Source organism: Primorskyibacter sedentarius, assembly GCF_004342065.1.
Lineage (GTDB): Bacteria > Pseudomonadota > Alphaproteobacteria > Rhodobacterales > Rhodobacteraceae > Primorskyibacter > Primorskyibacter sedentarius.
The window spans coordinates 1-18,595 of the sequence record NZ_SLZU01000017.1 but is presented as its reverse complement, the minus strand read 5'-3'; the positions used below and the strand labels follow the sequence as shown (position 1 = coordinate 18,595).

The following is an 18,595-nucleotide window of genomic DNA, read 5'->3' as shown; positions in this document are numbered from 1 at the left end:
GGCGGCGCGGCAATGGCGGAGTTTGCAAACCTTGATGCTGACAATTGGGGCGTCAGGGCCCTTAGAATCCAGGGTGTCACAAGGCATAAGCCGGGTTTGACGCCCCCGGCAATGCCGCCCGTGCAGGGTGCTTCTGCGCGTAGGCCGAAGCGCCGGTCGCCCTATGGCAACAACATACCCCGGATCATGAAGAAAAATATCGCGGCAAGCATCGCGGCGATGGGCACGGTGATGATCCACGCAGCCGCGATACGCAGCAAAAGATTGCGTTTGACCAGTTCGACCCGGTGAACACGGCCCAGTCCGCGCCGTTCCTTTTTGCCAAGCACACGGTCGTTAGCGGCCTGGGCTTTCATATTGCGCAACATTTCCCCCTTCAGCGCCACATCTGCGGATTCGAACTGCGTAAGGAAGGTCTCGACAGCCTCCGAGTCGTCGTCGGCGTGGTGGTCCCGGATGTCATCAACCATGCGCGCATAGCTCGATTTGATATATTCCCGAAGGAACCCGACGCCAAAGACCCCGCCCACAGCGATATGTGTCGAGCTTACCGGCAGCCCCAACTGCGATGCGATGATTACGGTGATCGCGGCGGCCATCGCGATGCAGAACGCGCGCATCTTATCCAGCTCGGTGATCTCGCTGCCGACAGTCCGGATCAGCTTTGGCCCGTAAAGCGCCAGACCGAGTGAAATCCCCATGGCCCCCACGGCCATGACCCAGATGGGTATCCCGGCCTTGGTGGAAATACCGCCCTCGGTGATGGCTTCGTTGATCCCGGCAAGGGGACCAACCGCATTGGCGACGTCATTTGCCCCGTGAGCAAAGCTCAGCAACGCCGCAGCAAAAATCAGCGGCACGGTAAAAAGGTCGTTCACGCTTGCCTTGTGGTTTTCAAGCTGCCCCGTCAGACGGGCAATGTAAGGACGCATGAGAACGAAGACGACGGCTGCCACGACAAGGCCGATCAACAGCGCAACCGGGAAGGAAACCGCGACGATCTTCTTGATCCCCTTGAGCATCAGATAGGTCGCGAAGGCCCAGGCCATGACGGCCACAAGTACCGGCACCACGCGATTGGCTGCCGCCAGCACATCCCGCCTGTAGGTGATCTTGCGCTTGATAATGTACAAAAACCCCGCCGCGATCAGCCCGCCCATGACGGGTGAGATCACCCAGCTTGCCGCGATCTGGCCCACCACGGACCAATCCGCGATCCCCCAGCCTTCCGCCGCGATCCCGGCGCCCAGTACCCCGCCAACGATCGAATGTGTGGTGGAAACCGGCGCGCCGACGACCGTGGCCACGTTCAGCCAGACAGCCGCGGCCAGCAGGGCGGCGATCATCAGCCAGACAAAGGTATCCCGGTCGGTGACAAGGTCGGGGTTGATGATGCCGCTTTTGATCGTGCCAACCACATCCCCACCCGCGATCAGCGCGCCGCCCGCTTCAAAAAAGGCTGCGATGAAAATGGCGCCCGTCAACGTGATGGCGTGCGACCCAACGGCCGGCCCGACATTGTTGGCCACGTCATTGGCGCCGATATTCATCGCCATGTACCCGCCGATCATCGCGGCGGCGACCATCAGGATGCCATCAGTGCCCCCATCGGTTCGCACGATGGTAAAAAGCATGATGCCGACGATAAAGATCAGCGCAGTGCCGAAGCGGAACAATTCATCGCGATTTCGCTGGACTGCGTCTTCGAGGTTTTCAGTTCGCAACACGGCACGGTCCCCCTGAATGCTTGCGTGATTGCGACGCCTTTCATCACAACCGATGGGCAGGCCGATATGACCCATGTCAACGAAATGCATTCGATCTTCGGTATGTTTCCAAATTGCAACAGGACGAAGGAAGCCCACCAGATGCGAAGGAAAACGATGCTCAAACCACGCCCAAAGCATGAACGGACCAAGCCAGCACCGGCCGCCTCAGCCGCTTTGCCAGCATGACGCGCTATTATCTTCCGGCTGCAATCTTTGGCTTGTTGCTGGCCTTCTGGTTCAGCCCGGATGTGCAGGAAATCGCGGCAGGGGTCGCAATTTTCCTGTTCGGCATGCTTATGCTGGAAGACGGGTTCAAGCTCCTGGGGGGCGGCACGCTGGAAAGCGTTCTGGAGAAGGCGACCGCTTCGACGCCGCGTGCGATTTCATTCGGGGTGCTCTCGACGACCCTGCTGCAATCCAGCTCGCTTGTGTCGATTGTCACGATATCATTCCTGAGCGCCGGGCTGATCTCGCTGATCGGCGGTGTGGGGATCATCTTCGGGGCCAATATCGGGACGACGACAGGCGCCTGGCTGGTCGCGGGATTGGGTCTCAAGGTCAATATCGCGGCCTACGCGATGCCGATGATCGCGATCAGCGTTATTCTGGTGTTCCAGAAGGCCAAGGCATTGCGCGGCATCGGCTATGCCTTGGCCGGGCTTGGGTTTCTGTTCCTCGGCATCCACTACATGAAAGAAGGGTTCGACGCCTTCAAAGACCAGATCGACCTTACGCGTTTCGCGCTATCGGGTCTGCTGGGCCTGTTCGTCTATTCCCTGATTGGCACCGCCGCCACCGTTGTCATGCAATCCAGCCACGCGACGATGGTCTTGATCCTTACGGCGCTGGCCGCGGGGCAGATCAGCTATGAAAACGCGCTCGCCCTCGCGATTGGTGCGAATATCGGCACGACGATCACCGCGATCATCGGATCGCTTGGTGCAAATTTTCAGGGCAAACGGCTCGCACTGGCGCATCTGATTTTCAACATGGCCACGGCAATCGTTGCACTTCTGCTTATCGTGCCTCTGCGCGAAGCGGTGGACTGGATCAGCGACATGGTCGGGATCGACCCAGATGACTATGCGATGAAACTTGCGGTGTTCCACACGATCTTCAATGTGCTTGGCGTGGCTCTGATGCTGCCCACGCTGGGCCGGTTGATACCCTTCCTCGAAACCCGCATCCCCGAACCCGTGCCGGATGTCAGCCGCCCGCGCTATCTGAACGAGGCGGTTGATGAATTCCCACAGACGCTGGAAATAGCTTTGCGCAAGGAGGTGTCCCACCTTTACGACAATGCGACCGAGCTGATCCTGCACGGGCTGAACCTGCATCGCGACCAGATCTTCGCAGCCGAGGATGTCGCGGCATTGGTCCGCAAGAGCCGTAGGCCGCTCGAACTTGACCTGACAGAGGCTTATGAACGCAGGGTAAAAACGCTTTATTCAGGCATCGTGGAATTCACCTCTCGGGTCGGCGACAAGCAGGTTGCACCGGACATCGCAGAACGCATCTTTGCCCATCGCGACGTGGCCAGCAATATCGTTCAGGCGGTGAAATCCATCAAGCATCTGCGCAAGAATGTGCTGCGCTACACGGTCCGGCCCCAGGGGGTGACGACAGAGCTTTATGACGATCTGCGCACGCAGATCGCGCGGATCGCGATTGAAATCAAAAAGCTGAGCCTCGCCGAACCGGAAGATCGCAGCGCACTCTGGCTCGATCAGGAGCGCGCGCGGATCGAAGAGGATGCGCGGTCCACAACCAACCGCGTCGGCGCCCTGATCCGCAAAGGCGAACTGTCACCCGCTGCGGCCACGTCATTCATGAACGATTCCGGATACGCCTATGACGCCATGCGGGATCTGATCGAGGCGGCGCGCAGCTATTACATCGAACGCGACAGCGCGATGGCCGAAGTAGAGCGCATCCTGTCGCTCGATGAAGAGGAACTCAACGAAGCCATGACCAGCAAACGCCCTCTCGAAGGGGCAGAGACCGACACGAGATCGACATGAAACCGGTTCAAGCTTTGTCCCGGGATCAGAATTGGAGCACCAAATGGGTCTGAAAAATCTTGCCGCAAAGGTAGTGGACTATAATCAGCGCCTTGAAAGTGGAAAGGCCAGCAAGATCAAGCCGCGCCACGTGGAGAAGGTTTTGCAGAAACTGAGTGCAAAATCGGACGCACTGGAGACAGAGATCGCGGCAACCCAATCGCCCGACAAGAAAGCGCGGCTGGAGGGCAAACTCAAGGTCGCGCGCACCCATATCGAACGCGCCGAGTGGTTGCTGAAGGAACTGGGCTGACAGCGCGCATCACCCAGCTGAGCAAGTGCCGCGCGGGTGAAATGCACCCTTCGCGCCGATCTGGCTGACGGCAACCGGCGGGGATCACCCCCCGGTTTGTCCATCCGCCAGCATTGGTGGCAGCATGATCCGCAACGGCGTCCCGTCGCCCGGCATCTCCACCGCCCCCTGACTGTGGACCGCAAGAAAGACCTGTAGCGCATGGCGGATATCGTCGGTCAATTCGTGGTACAACACGGCATCAAGTGCCCCGGCCTTCAGCAGCGCGCGGTTTTCAGGATCAAGGTCGTGGCCGATGACAATCGGGCGCGGCAGCCCGGTCCGGGAGATCGCTCGGATCAGATCCCGGTTGCCGCCGCCGATGGAATAGAGGCCAGCCGCCCCTGTCATCCGCACCGTATCGGCAACGCGCTGCGTGAAATCCGACCCTTCCTTGCCTTGCACGAGCAGCGTCATGCGGGCATCGGCGCAAAGCCGTGACATTGCCGCGCGGAAGCCCGCCTCGCGTTCGCCCTCGCCGCGAAACCCCTCGTTCCGCTTGGTGATGACGACATGCGGAGTGGCCTGCCCTGCCAGCCACCTTTGCATCAACCAGGCGGCCGTTTCGCCGGTCAGGTGATTGTCCAGCCCGGCATAGCCGGTCCGGGAGGTTCCGGGCATGTCGGTGGCCAGCGTCACCACTGGAATGCCTCCGGCAGTCAGCCGGTCGACCGCCTGCCGAACGGGCGCTGCATCGGGTGCCATCAGGATGACCCCGTCGCTTTTCAACCGTTCTGCCCGGTCCAGCGCAGCAACGATTTTCTCAATCGGAAACCGCGCGCGCAGATCGCTTCTCGCCCGGAAGATCGCCGTCTGGATAAGCGGCAATTCACTGCGCAAAGCGTCGTTGAGCGCATCGAGAAAGGCCTGTGGCGCCTCGACCACCACGTCGATCATCAGCTTGCGCCCGGACATCGACAGTTGCGCTTCCTGCGCTTCCAGCTCGCGGATGGCTGCCCGCACCCGGTTCGCGGTCTGCCGCCGCACGCCTTGGCGGTCATTGACGACCCGGTCGACCGTGGCCGTGCTGAGACCAGCCTGATGCGCAATTTCCTTGATCGAGAAACGATTTGCCATGGACCTGATGTATTTTTGATGGATTTGACCGGCGACCGGGCCCCGAGTCGAGCCTAATCTCGTTTGCAGAACAAATAAATTCGGGAGGAATTGAAATGCTCGACCAACAGGCCGGTCATGCCGCGGTTTGGCTTGATGACCGCGATTGCGACCTTGAAGCCTTCAAGCGCCATGTCGCGCAAGAGACTGACGCCGCGGACTATCCCCATGCCACCGAGATCGTCAGCAAGATCCCGGTCTATGATGGCGAGGCAATGCGGCGTGCGGTGGCCGACCCCGCGCAGGCACGGCTGGTGATGGCGGAATGGAATCGCGCGTTTCTTTCCGGCCCCGGCATCATTGCGATCCGTAACGGCTATGACGATCCGGCGCTGGTGGATGCTGTTACAGAGCAACTGAACGCCATCATCAGGGAAGAAGAGGCAGGCAGTACCGGCAAGGGGGATCATTTCGCAGCCGCCGGTGCCAATAGCCGGATCTGGAATGCGCATGAGAAGCTGTGCATGAAAGCACCCGCACTCTATGCGCGCTACAATGCCAATGAACTGACCCGCGCCGTCAGCGAAAGCTGGCTTGGCTCGGGCTACCAGATCACCTTTCAGGCCAATGTCGTCCGCCCCGGTGGCAAGGCGCAGACGGCGCATCGCGATTACCACATGGGGTTTCAGGACGTCGAAACGCTCAAACGCTACCCTGCGTCGCAACATGCGCTTTCGGCATCGCTGACATTGCAGGGCGCTGTGGCCCATAGTGATATGCCGGTTGAAAGCGGTCCGACGAAGCTGTTGCCCTATTCGCAAAGCTACCTGCCGGGCTATATCGCGGTGCTGCTGCCGCAGTTCCGGGCGTTCTTTGAAGAGGCCCATGTGCAACTTCCGCTGGAAAAGGGCGACATGCTGTTTTTCAACCCCGCAACCTTTCATGCCGCGGGCGAGAACCGGACCGCGGACATTCACCGTTTCGCCAACCTCATGCAGATCGGCTCTGCCTACGGGCGGTCGATAGAGATTGTCGACCGCAGCCGCATCACCCTGGCGGTCTATGAAGAGCTGCAATTGCTGCAAGAGAGCGGCACACTGTCTGCCCGCGAGGTCGACACCGTCGTTGCGGCGACGGCAGAGGGCTATCCGTTCCCCGCCAATCTGGACATCGACTCGCCGCTATCGGGCATGGCGCCGCCAAGCCAGCAGGATGTGCTTCGCCAGGCCCTCGCCGAGGGGTGGGAGCTGTCGCGGCTGAAACAGGCGATCGCAGAGCAGAACGCCCGCAAGCGGTCTCACTGATCGTGCGAAGGAATAGCGACGGGCGGCGCTTTGGTGCCGCCCGCGTCTTGGATTCGAACCGGCCCACGCCCGATTTCCAGCAGGTAATGCGCATTTGCGGCCAAGTCATTGGCACTGGCCAACGGCCCCGTCCGGCCATCGCACGCGGGACCGCGCCGGATCATCTTACCGGGGACTGGACGAATATGGACACGCAAGTCGAGCGCGCCCAGCCCCCGGTCTTGGACTTTGGCACCGATCTGCGGCTCAATCGGGCGCCTTTACCAAAATCTTGACCTGCGATTTTTCCGCCACGAGCGCCTCGAAACCCTCTGTCACGATCTCGTCGAGGGAAATGCGCTTGGTGACAAGGCGGTCCGCGCTGAACCAGCCCTGACGCATCAACTCCATCACCGCCGGATAGACGTTCCGATACGCGATGGTGCCCTTGATCTGACGCTCCTTGAGAACGACTGTGTTGGGCTGAAACCCTGCCTCGCTTTCCCAGATGGAGACGATCAGCGCCTGCCCCTCATGCCGCGTCGCGTCAATTGTCTGGGAAAGGACCTGCGGCACTCCCGTCACCTCGTAGGCGACATGCACGCCGCCCTGCGTTGCGGACTGGATCGCCGCCACCGGGTCTTCGACAGTAGGGTCGATGACACTGGTTGCCCCCAGTTCCAGCGCCCGCGCACGGCGCGTTTCCGACGGCTCGACCACATGGATTTCAGACGCCCCGGCGATACGCAAGGCTTCGACCACCAGCAGCCCTATGGGGCCTGCCCCAAATACCGCAGCCTTGTCCCCGGCCTTAAGCTGGCTGATGCGCACCGCGTGCAGCGCCACGGCAGAGGGTTCGACCAACGCGCCCTGTTCCAGCGACAACCCATCGGGGATCTTATGCGCCATCCGGGCGGGCACGACCGAGTATGCCGCAAACCCCGCATGGCCGCCTGAAAGCCCCATGAAGCCCAGTTTCTCACACAGATTATACAGGCCTTCGCGGCAGGCATCACAAGTGTCACAGGCATAGATCGGCTCTATCGCGACCCGGTCGCCAACCTGCAAACCTTCGACGCCTTCGCCCAGCTCGGTGATTTCGCCACAATACTCGTGCCCCATGGTGATCGGGGCCTGGTCCCGGCTGAGCGGGTGATCCTCTCCGACAGGCACAAAGATCGGACCGGCAAGGTATTCGTGCAGGTCGCTGCCGCAAATGCCCGTCCACGCGACCTTCAGTTTCACTTCACCCGCGCCGGGTGTGGGTTCTTCAATCTCTTCAACGCGAATGTCCTTGGCTCCATGCCAACGTGCAGCTTTCATTGCTTCTATCCTTGGTTTTCGTTTGGGGGGGGCTTGCCCCGGAGTTTTGTCCCCGGGGCGAGCTCAGGTCAGCTGAGATGGTGGACGTCCTGCAGGCCATAGACCGGCGTATCCAGCCCTTCCATCCGCGCCTTGACCTGGAGGGCAAGGTAGAGCGAGTAATGCCGGGACTGGTGCAGGTTTCCGCCATGCAGCCAAAGGTTCTGCTGCTGCGTCGGCTTCCACATATTGCGCTGTTCGCCTTCCCATGGGCCCGGATCCTTGGTCGTGTCAGACCCCAGCCCCCAGACCTTGCCGATCCTGTCCGCAACCTCCTGGCTGATGAGATCCGCAGCCCAGCCGTTCATGGAGCCATAGCCGGTGGCCATCACCACCAGATCCGCCTCCAGCCGCGTGCCATCGGACAGAACAATGGCGTCTTCTTCGAAATGGTCCACCTGCCCCTTGGCGAGCTTGACCTCGCCATCGATGATCAGCTGGCTTGCGCCCACGTCGATATAATAGCCCGACGCGCGGCGCAGGTATTTCATGAACAGGCCAGAGCCATCATCGCCCCAGTCAAGCTCGAACCCAGCCTTTTCCAGCCCGGCATAGAAATCGGCGTCGCGTTCACGGATCTGGTCATAAACCGGCTTCTGGAATTCATGCATGATCCGGTAGGGCAGCGAGGCAAAGATCATGTCGGCCTTTTCCGTGGTCACGCCGTTGGCCACCGCCTCTTCGGAATAAAGCGCGCCCAGCCCGATCTCCATCAGCGTTTCGGACCGCACGATATGGGTGGAGGACCGCTGCACCATCGTCACATCGGCATCATGCTCCCAAAGGGCCGCGCAGATGTCATGGGCAGAGTTGTTCGACCCGATCACAACGACCTTCTTGCCGGTCCAGGCATCCGGCCCATCATGCTGCGAGGAATGCTGGATCTCGCCCTTGAACGTCTCCATCCCCGGAAATGTGGGCATGTTCATCTTGCCCGACATGCCGGTCGCCAGAACCAGCTGGGTGGGTTTCAAGACAACTTTCTCGCCGTCGCGGTTGACCTCCACCGTCCATTGGTTCGTCTCTTCGTCAAAGCTGGCCTTGGTCACCTCGGAGCGGGTCCAGTAGTTCAGCTCCATCACCTTCGTGTACATCTCCAGCCAGTCGCCCACCTTGTCCTTGGGCGTGAAGACAGGCCAGTTGTCGGGGAACTTGATATAGGGCAGATGGTCGTACCAGACCGGATCATGCAGGCAGAGCGATTTGTAGCGGTTGCGCCACTGGTCGCCCGGACGGTCATGCTTGTCCAGAACGATTGTCGGCACGCCAAGCTGGCGCAGCCGCGCGCCAAGCGCGATGCCCCCCTGCCCGCCGCCGACGATCACGGTGTAGGGCTGGGTGTCATAGCCCAGCGTCGCGGCCTCTTCCTCGCGCTCTTCTTTCCACGTGCTGCGGTTCTTGCCCGCGCCATGTTTCGCGCCCATCGGACGCCGCCGGCCACGCGGCTCTTCAAAGCCTTTGAGCTCCTGCAAGGCGGTCAGAAAGGTCCAGATCCGGTCGTCTTTCAGCCGCATCAGGCCCCAGCCACGCCCGGCTTTGGTCTCAAACGTGATCCAGGCAGTGGTGATGCCGTCTTCCTCGGTCGGGATCTCGCCCTGCTGCAGCCTGAAATCCGACGGTTTGATCGCGCCGAGCTGGCTTTCCAGCATCTGGCCGATCTCCTCCGGGCCTTCCACCGTTTTCAGGTTCCAGCTGAAAGCCACCAGATCGCGCCAGTAGCTGTCTGTCGCAAACTGCGCCTTGATCCGGTCCACGTCCCCGTCGGCAAAGGCCGCGTTCAGCGTGTCCAGCACCTCCTGCGTGCGGGTTGTCACAGTTGTATCGAGCATCGCGTCTCCTCCTCATTCGCGTCTCCATGGCGCGAGTTTCAGCGCCAGAGGGCAGCCCGCGCCAGTCCGGAGAGGCGGAAACAGCGCCGAAATGCGAAATCAGCCGGGCACAGGTTGCGCGCGCAACAACGCGCAACACGTTTGCGCAAGGCCAAAGGGCGAGGTGCAGAGCTTTTGAATGCAGGGGGGCCGCGCATGGCCCCGACCGCGGGTCAGCGCCGCTCCAGCAGGCGGTTGGCGGCCTTTCCCACCCCTGCGTGCAAGAGAACGGTGAAGATGGCCAGCACGATCAGCGCGGCAAACATCAGGTCGGTCTTGGCACGGCCATTGGCCAGCAGCATCAAGTAGCCCAGCCCCTTGGAGGCCCCCACCCATTCCCCGATGATGGCCCCGATCGGCGCATAGACCGCCGCCAGCCGCAATCCGCTCGCCAGACCCGGCAAAGCGGCTGGAATGCGGATGTGCCACATGATCCGCGCGGGGCTGGCCCCCATCACGCGTGCCAGTCCGACCCAATCCTTGTTCGGCCGCATCAGCGCGTCGAAGAAAGAGGAAGTCACAGGGAAGTAGATGATGATCAGCGCCATGGCGACCTTGGACCCCAGACCGTAGCCGAACCAAAGCGTCAGGATCGGGGCAAGCGCGAAGACCGGGATGGCCTGACTGAAGACCAGCAGCGGCCGCACCAGCTGCCGTGCGATGCTGGAACTGGCCAGCCCGATGGCCGAAAGCCCGCCCAGCACCGCGCCAAGCGCAAGACCGATCAGGACCTCGGCAATGGTGATCAGGGAATGCTCGGCAATCAGCGCCCGGCTTTCCCACAGCGTCTGCGCCACAAGTCCCGGACCGGGCAGGATGAAGCGCGGCAAGTCGGTTGCCCAGACCACCCCCTGCCACAGCAGAAGGCCAAAAAGAGCAGAGGCAAGGATCGTTCTTGCGTTGCTCATCGCTGCACGACAAAGCCCGTAGCGGCGGCGTCGAAGAAGTCTTTTTCCAGCCGGACCGCCCGGACGAACAGCTCCTCAACCTGCGATCTGGCCGCGGCGTCCAGCCCGTTCCATACGGTGTCGAGCTGGTCGCGCAGGTAAGACACCACGCCGCTGAACCCTTCGCCGGCATGCAGGGTGATCCACTCGCCCAGCCAGAAAGGCAAATCGTCCGCCCGGTCCTCGAAGGGCGAGGCCCATTCCAGATAGACCCATTCCGCCACGACCAGAACCGCCAGCATCAATTCGTACCGCCCGCTTTGGCGGGCCTCGGCCATCAGTTCCTGAAAGGCGCGAGCCTCGGGGGCGGGGGCGGCGTGAAACGGGACTTCCAACGCCTCCATGCTGCGCAGGAAATAGGTGTTCTCGGGGCCGGTTATCACGGCAAGAAACTGCGCGGCGGGCACGGAATCGGCCAGCGTCGGCGCATGCGCGATGGCAGAGGCCAGCAACCGCACGAACCCGTCCACGAACAGGTAATCCTGTTGCAGGTAACCGGCCATCTTCTCTGCTGGCAGCGATCCGTCCGCCAATGCCCGCGTAAACGGATGATCGGTGGCAGCCTGCCAGTCAGACAGGGCCAGTTGCTTCAGCTGGTCAGTGGGGCGCATCTTTCATCCTTCCGTAAAATTTCGAGCAGATTGGCCTGCACCCTGAGCGTGTCCGCATCCCCCACGGGGCGCGGCACCGGGCCCGCAGGGGGCGGCAGATCGCGCAGGCCGGTTTCCGTCATCACGATGATTTTCTGTCCCAGCCGCGCGGCCTCTGCCGGGTCATGCGTCACCAGCAACACGGTCCGGCCAGAGAGGGTTTCGGCGGTCAGTTCCTGCATCCGCGCCCGCGTGCGCGCATCAAGCGCCGAGAATGGCTCGTCCAGCAGCACAACCGGCCGGTCCTCCATCAACGTCCGTGCCAAAGCGGCGCGCTGGCGCTGCCCCCCCGACAGCTCTGACGGGCGGCGCGCTTCGAACCCGGCAAGGCCAACCTTGTCCAGCACATCCAGCGCGCGGGCAGGATCGGGCGTGTCGCCGCGCAGTCGGGCGCCGAGCGTGACATTGCCCAGCACATCCAGCCACGGCAGCAAAAGATCGTCCTGCGCCATCAGCGCGACACGCCCCGCAAGCGGCCCGTCCGTGGCCCCGATCCGCCCGTCAAAGTCCACGCCTTCGGCAAGATCCGCAAAGAGCTTCAGGATCGTCGACTTGCCGATGCCGCTGGGTCCCAATAGGCAAGTCCAGCCGCCCCCCGGAACATCCAGCGCGACGTCACGGAACAGCGTCGCGCCGGACATCTCTGCCCGCCCGTGCAGGAACAGCGACGGGGCGGTCGTCACGGGGTCATCCCCATGTCCCAGAACCCGACCTCCAGCCGCGTGGCCATGGTGAACCTTTCGCAGACTAGCCCCCAGCGGGGGCTGGTTTGCGGTTCAGGCCCGATGCGACGTGCGACAGAGGCGTCGATCAGCGCTGCCACCTCGTGGCACAGATCCTGATAGTCCCTGCTGCCATAGGTGCCGATCCATTCGGCATAGGTCTGCGCGTGGTCAGAGGCGGCAAGCCTTGCGCCGATCTCGCCATAGCCCAGCACGCATGGTGCGAGCGCCGCCAGTAGATCCAGGAAATCACCCCTGTGGCCGATATCCAGAACATAACGTGTATAGGCGAGGTTCTCGGGGCGCTCTTCTGCGGCGATGAGATCGGCCTCGGCGATGCCCGCTTCGCCACAGAGCTTGACGTGAAGCCCCATCTCCTGATTCAGCAAGGCATGGACCGTGGCCGCACAATGGCGCATCTCGTCAAGCGTGTCGGCCTTTGACACCGCCAGCGCCCAGGCCCGGCTGAAGTGGATCAGGAAGATGTAATCCTGTACGAGGTAATGCATGAAAGCGTCACGCGGCAGGCTGCCATCAGCCAGCCCCTGCACGAAGGCATGGCGGGTATAGGCGGGCCAATGGTCACCCGCCGCCGCCCGCCAAAGCGGGAATGTGTTACCGTAGCTCATTGCGCCCCCAGATCCACGGCCAGTTCGGATACCGGGCGGATACCTTCGACCAGACCGGAGTCGGACAGGAACTGTTCGAACCGGGCGTAACGCCCCTCGTCCAGCGCCTCGGGGCGCAGGGCAAAGCGGGGCAGCGTGTCGGCCCAGGCCATTTCATTCAGCTGGTCCTGCAATTCGGCAGAGGTGGCAGAAAAGACCTCCCAGCTTTCTTGTGGGTGGTTCACGATATATTGCGTGGCCCGTTCAGTGGCGCGCAGAAAGCGGCGGATCTTGTCCTTGTCCATCGTTTCGGTGTTGGCCACATAGACAAGCTCGTCATAGGTGGGCACGCCCTCTTCCTCGACATAAAAGCATTTGCCTTCGTAGCCTTCGATGCTCATCTGGTTCAGCTCGAAATTGCGATAGGCGCCCAGCACGGCATCCACCTGACCGGACATCAGCGACGGCGACAGGGACCAGTTCACGTTGACCATTTCGACATCTTCAAAGACCAACCCATGCCGTTCGAGGATCGCGCCCAGCAAGGCCTCTTCCACGCCTGCCACGGAATAGCCGACCTTGCCGCCCTTGAGATCGGCAATTGTCTTGACCGGGCCGTCCGCCAGCACCAGCAGGCAGTTGAGCGGCGTGGCGACCAGCGTGCCGACACGGATCAGCGGCAGGCCCTCGGCCACCTGCAAATGCAGCTGTGGCTGGTAAGAGATCGCAAGGTCCGCCTGCCCCGCCGCCACCAGTTTGGGCGGGTCGGACGGATCGGCAGGGGCGACGATGTCGACCTCCAGCCCCTGATCGGCGAAATACCCCTTTTCCTGGGCGACGATCAGCGGCCCGTGATCGGGGTTCACGAACCAGTCCAGCAGAACGGTCATCTTGTCCGCGGCAAGGACGGGCGAGGCCGTCAGCATCAATGCAGCAAGAAGCAGTTTCTTCATCTTGAAGTCTCCGATTTGAACGAGGGGAGGTCGCCAAGCGCGACAAGAAATATCTCTCCGTCCCAGCGACGGGACAGGGTTTCGGCGGCGTGCCAGGCGCGAAGGCCCGACCGGCAGGCCAGTACGGCGCGTTGTTCCGGCGCAGGCAGGGGCGCATCGGCCATCCCGGCAACGCTCCCGCGGCAGGTGGCGGCAAGGGCGGGGCCGGGTTCACCCTCGGCCCGCAGGTCGATAACGTGGTCCCGGTTCGTGATGTCAGCGGGGCTGATGAAACGCGGCGTGTTGTCAGGCTCTGGCGCGCCTTTGAACTGGAACCCGCCAAAGCGGAACCGCAGCGCGTCATAGGTGGTGATCCGGCCAAGCGGGCTGGGATCGAGCCCTGCCAGAACCGCCATCGCCATCTGCGCCTGCAATGCACCGATCACGCCCACTGCCGGTCCCAGTACGCCATCCGCATCGCAGCTGCCCAGTTGCGCGGGCAGGTCGGGAAACACCGCCTGAAGCGAGGGCGCCCCGCCGCAGAAACCGCCGCAATAGCCTTCGGTCCCGACGACCGAGGCCGAGATCAGCGGCTGGCCGGATCCCATGCAATGCGCGCTGGCCACGTAGCTGGCGGCGAAACTGTCGGCGCAGTCAAGCACCAGATCCATACCGTCGGTCAGCGACGCCGCATTGCCCGGATCGAAACGGTCCTCGACCGGCTCGACCACGCAATCAGGGTTCAGCGCCGCCATATGCGCCTGCGCGGCGGTCACTTTGGGCATGCCGATATCGGACTGGCGAAACAGCGTCTGCCGGTGAAGGTTGGACAGCGCCACGTGGTCCGCATCCACCAGCCGGATATACCCGACCCCGGCCCCCACCAGATATTGCAGGACCGGCGCGGCGAGCCCCCCTGCCCCGATCACCAGCACCTGCGCCGCGCGCAAACGCGCCTGCCCTGATCCACCCAGTTCGGGAACGGCGATCTGGCGCGCGTAACGGTCGCTCATCTGACCGCCTCCAACCATTGCCGCAGGCGCGCCTCCGGGTCGGCGTTCAGAGTGATGTCGGTCACGGCCGAAACTACATCCGCCCCCGCTGCAAAAGCCCCCGGCGCTCGTTCCACGGACATGCCGCCAATGGCAATCAGCGGGATATCCCCGATCAGCGCCTTCCATTCGGTCAGCTTTTCGACGCCTTGTTGGTGCCATTTCATTTTCTTCAGGATGGTCGGGTAGACCGGCCCAAGCGCGATATAGTCAGGCTGCAAGGCAAGCGCCCGGTCCAGCTCTGCCCGGTCATGGGTCGACACCCCGAGCCTGAGCCCCGCCGCGCGGATGGCGTCAAGATCGGCGCGGTCCAGATCTTCCTGACCCAGATGCAGCCAGTCGCACCCCAGTTCGATCGCCAATTGCCAGTGATCGTTGACCACAAGCACCGCGCCATGGGCCTTGCACAGATCGCTGGCTTCGGAAATCTGCGCAGACAGGGCCTCGTGCGGCTGGTCCTTGATGCGCAGCTGCACCAGTTTGACGCCCAAGGGAAGCATGCGCCGCAACCAGCTGACATCGTCGAAGATCGGATAGAACGGATGCAGGCTCATTCCAGAAACGCCTTTCCCAGAACCGGCGTAGAGGGCGCGGCCATGTCACGGGGCGGCATCGGGTCCGCGGCATGTCCAGCCGCCCCGGCGGCCACCGCCCCGGCAAAAGCCTCGGCCATGGCTGCAGGGTCACCGGCCTTCGCCACGGCCGTGTTCAACAGCACCGCGTCATAGCCCAGTTCCATCGCATGGGCCGCCTGACTGGGCAGGCCAAGCCCCGCATCCACCACAAGCGGCACGTCCGGAAAATGCGCGCGCAGGCTGCGCAAACCGTATATGTTGTTCAGCCCAAGACCGGTGCCGATGGGCGCGCCCCAAGGCATCAGGACTTCGCACCCCGCCTCCAGCAACCTGTCGCACAGCACCAGATCCTCGGTGCAATAGGGAAAGACCTGAAAGCCCTCGTCAGTCAGGATGCGTGCCGCTTCGACCAACCCGAAGGGATCGGGCTGCAACGTGTCCGCATGACCGATCACTTCCAGCTTGATCCAGCGCGTGTCGAACAGTTCGCGCGCCATTTGGGCAGTGGTCACGGCCTCGCGGACGGAATGGCACCCGGCCGTGTTGGGAAGGATCGCGACGTCCAGATCCTGGATGAGCGACCAGAACTGCTGCCCGGCATTGCCGCCCCCGCTTGCCTCGCGTCGAAGCGAAACTGTGGCCACCCCCGCGCCAGAGCGACGAAACGCATCGGCCAGCACTTTGGGCGAGGGGTATTGCGCCGTGCCCAGCATCATGCGCGAGGCAATTTCGGTTCCATAGAATGTCGGCATCTCAACCTCCCTGTCGCGGCGCGACGATTTCGACCCGGTCGCCGGGGCTCAGCACTGTCGTCGCGCGTCGGCCCGCCGGGACGAATTGCTCGTTCACTGCGGTGGCGACACGCGCCTCTCCCTGCCCCAGCTCTTCAAGCAGATCAGCAAGGTTGCGCCCCGTCACATCGCGCGGCTCTCCGTTAAGCGTGATCTTCATGCCAAAGCTCCGGTTTGCTGTTTGTTTCAAGAACGTCTGCCGCCATGCGCGCCATGGCCGGGGCCAGAAGAAAGCCGTGCCGGAAGAGCCCGTTCACGTGCACCCTGTCACCCACGCGGCAGACGCGCGGCAGGTTGTCGGGAAAGGCCGGGCGCGCATCGACGCCGATTTCCAGCAGCTCCGCCTCGCCAAATCCGGGGTCAAGCGCATAGGCGGCGTTCAAAAGCTCCATGACTGAACGCACTGTCGCATGGCTGCGGTCGGTGCTTTCGATCTGGGTCGCGCCCAGCATGAACACGCCGTCCCCGCGCGGCACGATGTAAAGCGGAAAGCGGGGATGCAGCAGCCGCACGGGCCGGGTCAGCGTCACATCCCTTGCACGCAGGATGACCATCTCTCCCTTGACGCCGCGCAGTTCCGGCAGGGTGTCACGCGCGGCCAGCCCGCGACAGTCGATGACCTGTCCGCGGTCATCTGCCTCGGGCAGAAAGGCGACGCCGGCATCACCGAGCCGCGCCTTCAGCGCCAGCAGCGTCCTGCGCGGATCAAGATGCGCCTCGTCGGTCATCAGAAGCGCCCGCGAAAAGCGTCCGCCAAGCTGCGGTTCCGCCGCTGCAAGCGCTTCGCGGTCCAGCCAGCGGTGGTTCTGCGTACGGCGCGCAAATGTATCCAGCTCGCGCGCATCGCGTTGCAGGGCAACGACGATCGTCCCGCGCCGGATCACTTGCGCCCCCTTGTCCTGCCACCAGTCGGCGGCGTCCCGGCCCAGCCGCACGACCGGCTCTTCTGCCAGAAAGCCCTCGCAATCGGGCGCAAGCATCCCGCCCGCCCACCACGAACATGCCTGCTTTCCCGGCCCCATAGCGGGATCAACGACGCTGACGGGATGGCCACGCGCTGTCAGCTCTGCCGCGACGCTCAATCCAGCCACACCACTGCCCCGGATGGTGACATGCTTGCTCATGTCCAAACCTCGTGGAAGTGATGCACCGGCCCGTGGCCTTGGCCGATGTTCAGATCGTCAGCAGCGCGGATGGCCTTGTGCAACCAGCCATGCGCCCGACGGACCGCCTCCACCATGGACAGGCCCGATGCCAGACCGGCGGCGATGGCCGATGACAGCGTGCACCCGGTGCCATGTGTATTGGCCGTGGCGATGCGTTCGGCACTGAAGGGCAGGTTGCGATCAGGCTCTACCAGCCAATCCGTGCAGGCCGCGCCAGCCCCGTGCCCCCCTTTCATCAACACCGCCGCCGGACCCAACGCCAGCAATTCACGGCCCTGCGCGCACATCTCGCGATCCTCTTCCACCGGGTCGGTTCCCAGCAGGCGGGCGGCTTCGTTAAGGTTCGGGGTCAACAGCGTGGCGCGCGGGAAAAGATGCGTCTTCAGCGCCGCCATCGAATGGTCCGGCAAGAGCGCCACGCCGGATTTCGCGACCATCACCGGATCAAGAACGACCGGCCCCTGAAAATCACGGATCGCATCGGCAACGCAGGCAATCAGATCGGGATCGCCAAGCATTCCGATCTTGATGGCATGAACTTCGATATCCTCCAGCACCGCTGCGATCTGGGCAGAAATCACCGGAAGCGGGACGGGATGCACCGCACTGACCGTGGTGGTGTTCTGCGCCGTAATCGCGGTGATCACGCTGCAGCCATAGACGCCGAGCGCGGAAAATGTCTTCAGATCGGCCTGAATACCAGCACCGCCACCGCTGTCGGAACCGGCAATTGTCAAAGCTGTTGATGCCACGCGTCTCATCCAATTCGGGGTCAGGTCGGATGAGAAACAGCTCAGCCCAATATGTCAGGCGCGCTGGTCTGTTTCCTCCGCCGGTCCTAACCGGTTCAGGTTCAATGGGTTTGTGCAGGCACATCTCAGCCCCGAAGGGCACCCCAACAGATGGTTGTCTTCTAGAGCGGTATTTCCGCAACGTCAAACGGTTGGTTTGCGGCACCCCTTTGGGCCTGTGTAATGGATACTGATTTGTTGTTTTGGGTTGCCGTTTGTGACGCGGGCGGGGTCGCTTTTGAGGTGTCTTTGGGTTGTAGTTGGAGCGGGGTTTGACAGGTTGATGACGTGTGTCATGTGGCGGGTTCCGTTTCCTTGGGGCTGAGGGCGTCGGCCTGTGCCGCGGTGACGGCGATCATGTGCAGGATGTCTTCGGCCGAGCATCCTCTGGACAGGTCATTTGCCGGTTTGGCCAGGCCTTGCAGGATGGGGCCGATGGCGATGGCGCCGCCGATGCGTTGGGCGATCTTGTAGGCGATATTGCCGCTTTCGAGATTGGGGAAGACAAAGACGTTCGCATTGCCGCCCAGCACCGACCCCTGGGCCTTGGCGGCGGCCACGTCCGGCACGAAGGCGGCGTCGAATTGCAGCTCTCCGTCAATGAGCAGATCGGGGTCGGCGGCGCGGGCGATCCGGGTCGCGGTGACCACCTTCGAGACCGCGTCATGTGT

At 62.7% G+C, this 18,595-nt stretch carries 19 protein-coding genes and 1 riboswitch; of the genes, 3 read left to right on the top strand and 16 right to left on the bottom strand.

Features of this window, described 5'->3' with window-relative positions:
* Positions 1–161: 161 nt before the first annotated feature.
* On the bottom strand, positions 162–1,817 hold the full coding sequence (locus EDD52_RS18110) for an inorganic phosphate transporter (RefSeq protein ID WP_243652001.1): 1,656 nt from the start codon (positions 1,815–1,817) through the stop codon (positions 162–164).
* Between the two features lie 134 nt (positions 1,818–1,951).
* Here EDD52_RS18110 and EDD52_RS18105 point away from each other — a divergent pair, with 134 nt between their 5' ends.
* Together EDD52_RS18105 and EDD52_RS18100 are read left to right on the top strand one after the other, a co-directional pair.
* A complete protein-coding gene (locus EDD52_RS18105) occupies positions 1,952–3,790 on the top strand; it encodes a Na/Pi cotransporter family protein (protein ID WP_132247602.1) in 1,839 nt (612 codons plus the stop codon).
* Positions 3,791–3,833: 43 nt separating this feature from the next.
* Positions 3,834–4,082: a hypothetical protein gene (locus tag EDD52_RS18100; protein WP_132247600.1), complete on the top strand. Its 249-nt coding sequence runs from the start codon at positions 3,834–3,836 to the stop codon at positions 4,080–4,082.
* Between the two features lie 84 nt (positions 4,083–4,166).
* On the opposite strand, the gene EDD52_RS18095 is transcribed toward EDD52_RS18100, so the two are convergent.
* Positions 4,167–5,198, bottom strand: a complete 1,032-nt coding sequence (locus EDD52_RS18095) for a LacI family DNA-binding transcriptional regulator (RefSeq protein WP_132247598.1) — start codon at positions 5,196–5,198, stop codon at positions 4,167–4,169.
* A gap of 95 nt (positions 5,199–5,293) precedes the next feature.
* Between EDD52_RS18095 and EDD52_RS18090 the strand changes: the two genes are divergently transcribed.
* On the top strand, positions 5,294–6,481 hold the full coding sequence (locus EDD52_RS18090) for a phytanoyl-CoA dioxygenase family protein (RefSeq protein WP_132247596.1): 1,188 nt from the start codon (positions 5,294–5,296) through the stop codon (positions 6,479–6,481).
* 246 nt (positions 6,482–6,727) lie between these two features.
* Here EDD52_RS18090 and EDD52_RS18085 read toward each other — a convergent pair whose 3' ends face one another.
* The 14 genes from EDD52_RS18085 to EDD52_RS18020 all read right to left on the bottom strand — a co-directional run.
* Entirely contained in the window at positions 6,728–7,783 is a 1,056-nt protein-coding gene (locus tag EDD52_RS18085) for a 2,3-butanediol dehydrogenase (RefSeq protein WP_132247594.1), read from the bottom strand.
* Positions 7,784–7,851: 68 nt separating this feature from the next.
* A complete protein-coding gene (locus tag EDD52_RS18080) occupies positions 7,852–9,651 on the bottom strand; it encodes an NAD(P)/FAD-dependent oxidoreductase (protein WP_132247592.1) in 1,800 nt (599 codons plus the stop codon).
* 212 nt (positions 9,652–9,863) lie between these two features.
* Entirely contained in the window at positions 9,864–10,598 is a 735-nt protein-coding gene (locus tag EDD52_RS18075; RefSeq protein WP_132247590.1) for an ABC transporter permease, read from the bottom strand.
* On the bottom strand, positions 10,595–11,248 hold the full coding sequence (locus tag EDD52_RS18070; protein ID WP_132247588.1) for a TenA family protein: 654 nt from the start codon (positions 11,246–11,248) through the stop codon (positions 10,595–10,597). Before EDD52_RS18070 ends, EDD52_RS18075 begins: the two co-directional genes overlap by 4 nt.
* Positions 11,227–11,970 (bottom strand): ABC transporter ATP-binding protein, encoded by a 744-nt coding sequence (locus EDD52_RS18065; protein WP_132247586.1) that lies wholly within the window; start codon positions 11,968–11,970, stop codon positions 11,227–11,229. Before EDD52_RS18065 ends, EDD52_RS18070 begins: the two co-directional genes overlap by 22 nt.
* A complete protein-coding gene (tenA, locus tag EDD52_RS18060; RefSeq protein ID WP_132247584.1) occupies positions 11,967–12,638 on the bottom strand; it encodes a thiaminase II in 672 nt (223 codons plus the stop codon). Before tenA ends, EDD52_RS18065 begins: the two co-directional genes overlap by 4 nt.
* A complete protein-coding gene (locus EDD52_RS18055) occupies positions 12,635–13,570 on the bottom strand; it encodes an ABC transporter substrate-binding protein (RefSeq protein ID WP_132247582.1) in 936 nt (311 codons plus the stop codon). Before EDD52_RS18055 ends, tenA begins: the two co-directional genes overlap by 4 nt.
* On the bottom strand, positions 13,567–14,562 hold the full coding sequence (locus EDD52_RS18050; protein WP_243652000.1) for a HesA/MoeB/ThiF family protein: 996 nt from the start codon (positions 14,560–14,562) through the stop codon (positions 13,567–13,569). The genes EDD52_RS18055 and EDD52_RS18050 overlap by 4 nt, the downstream gene beginning before the upstream one ends.
* Positions 14,559–15,155, bottom strand: a complete 597-nt coding sequence (locus tag EDD52_RS18045; RefSeq protein ID WP_132247578.1) for a thiamine phosphate synthase — start codon at positions 15,153–15,155, stop codon at positions 14,559–14,561. Before EDD52_RS18045 ends, EDD52_RS18050 begins: the two co-directional genes overlap by 4 nt.
* On the bottom strand, positions 15,152–15,928 hold the full coding sequence (locus EDD52_RS18040) for a thiazole synthase (protein WP_132247576.1): 777 nt from the start codon (positions 15,926–15,928) through the stop codon (positions 15,152–15,154). Before EDD52_RS18040 ends, EDD52_RS18045 begins: the two co-directional genes overlap by 4 nt.
* Position 15,929: 1 nt before the next feature.
* Complete coding sequence (gene thiS, locus EDD52_RS18035; protein WP_132247574.1) at positions 15,930–16,127, bottom strand: sulfur carrier protein ThiS; 198 nt, start codon at positions 16,125–16,127, stop codon at positions 15,930–15,932.
* Entirely contained in the window at positions 16,111–17,091 is a 981-nt protein-coding gene (locus tag EDD52_RS18030; protein WP_132247572.1) for an FAD-dependent oxidoreductase, read from the bottom strand. The genes thiS and EDD52_RS18030 overlap by 17 nt, the downstream gene beginning before the upstream one ends.
* Positions 17,088–17,885, bottom strand: coding sequence for a bifunctional hydroxymethylpyrimidine kinase/phosphomethylpyrimidine kinase (gene thiD, locus EDD52_RS18025; RefSeq protein WP_132247570.1), 798 nt, complete (start codon positions 17,883–17,885; stop codon positions 17,088–17,090). The genes EDD52_RS18030 and thiD overlap by 4 nt, the downstream gene beginning before the upstream one ends.
* A 55-nt stretch (positions 17,886–17,940) precedes the next feature.
* A riboswitch (TPP riboswitch) is annotated at positions 17,941–18,041 on the bottom strand.
* 176 nt (positions 18,042–18,217) lie between these two features.
* The coding region (locus EDD52_RS18020) for a phosphate acyltransferase (protein WP_279389275.1) at positions 18,218–18,595 on the bottom strand (378 nt) is incomplete at its 5' end.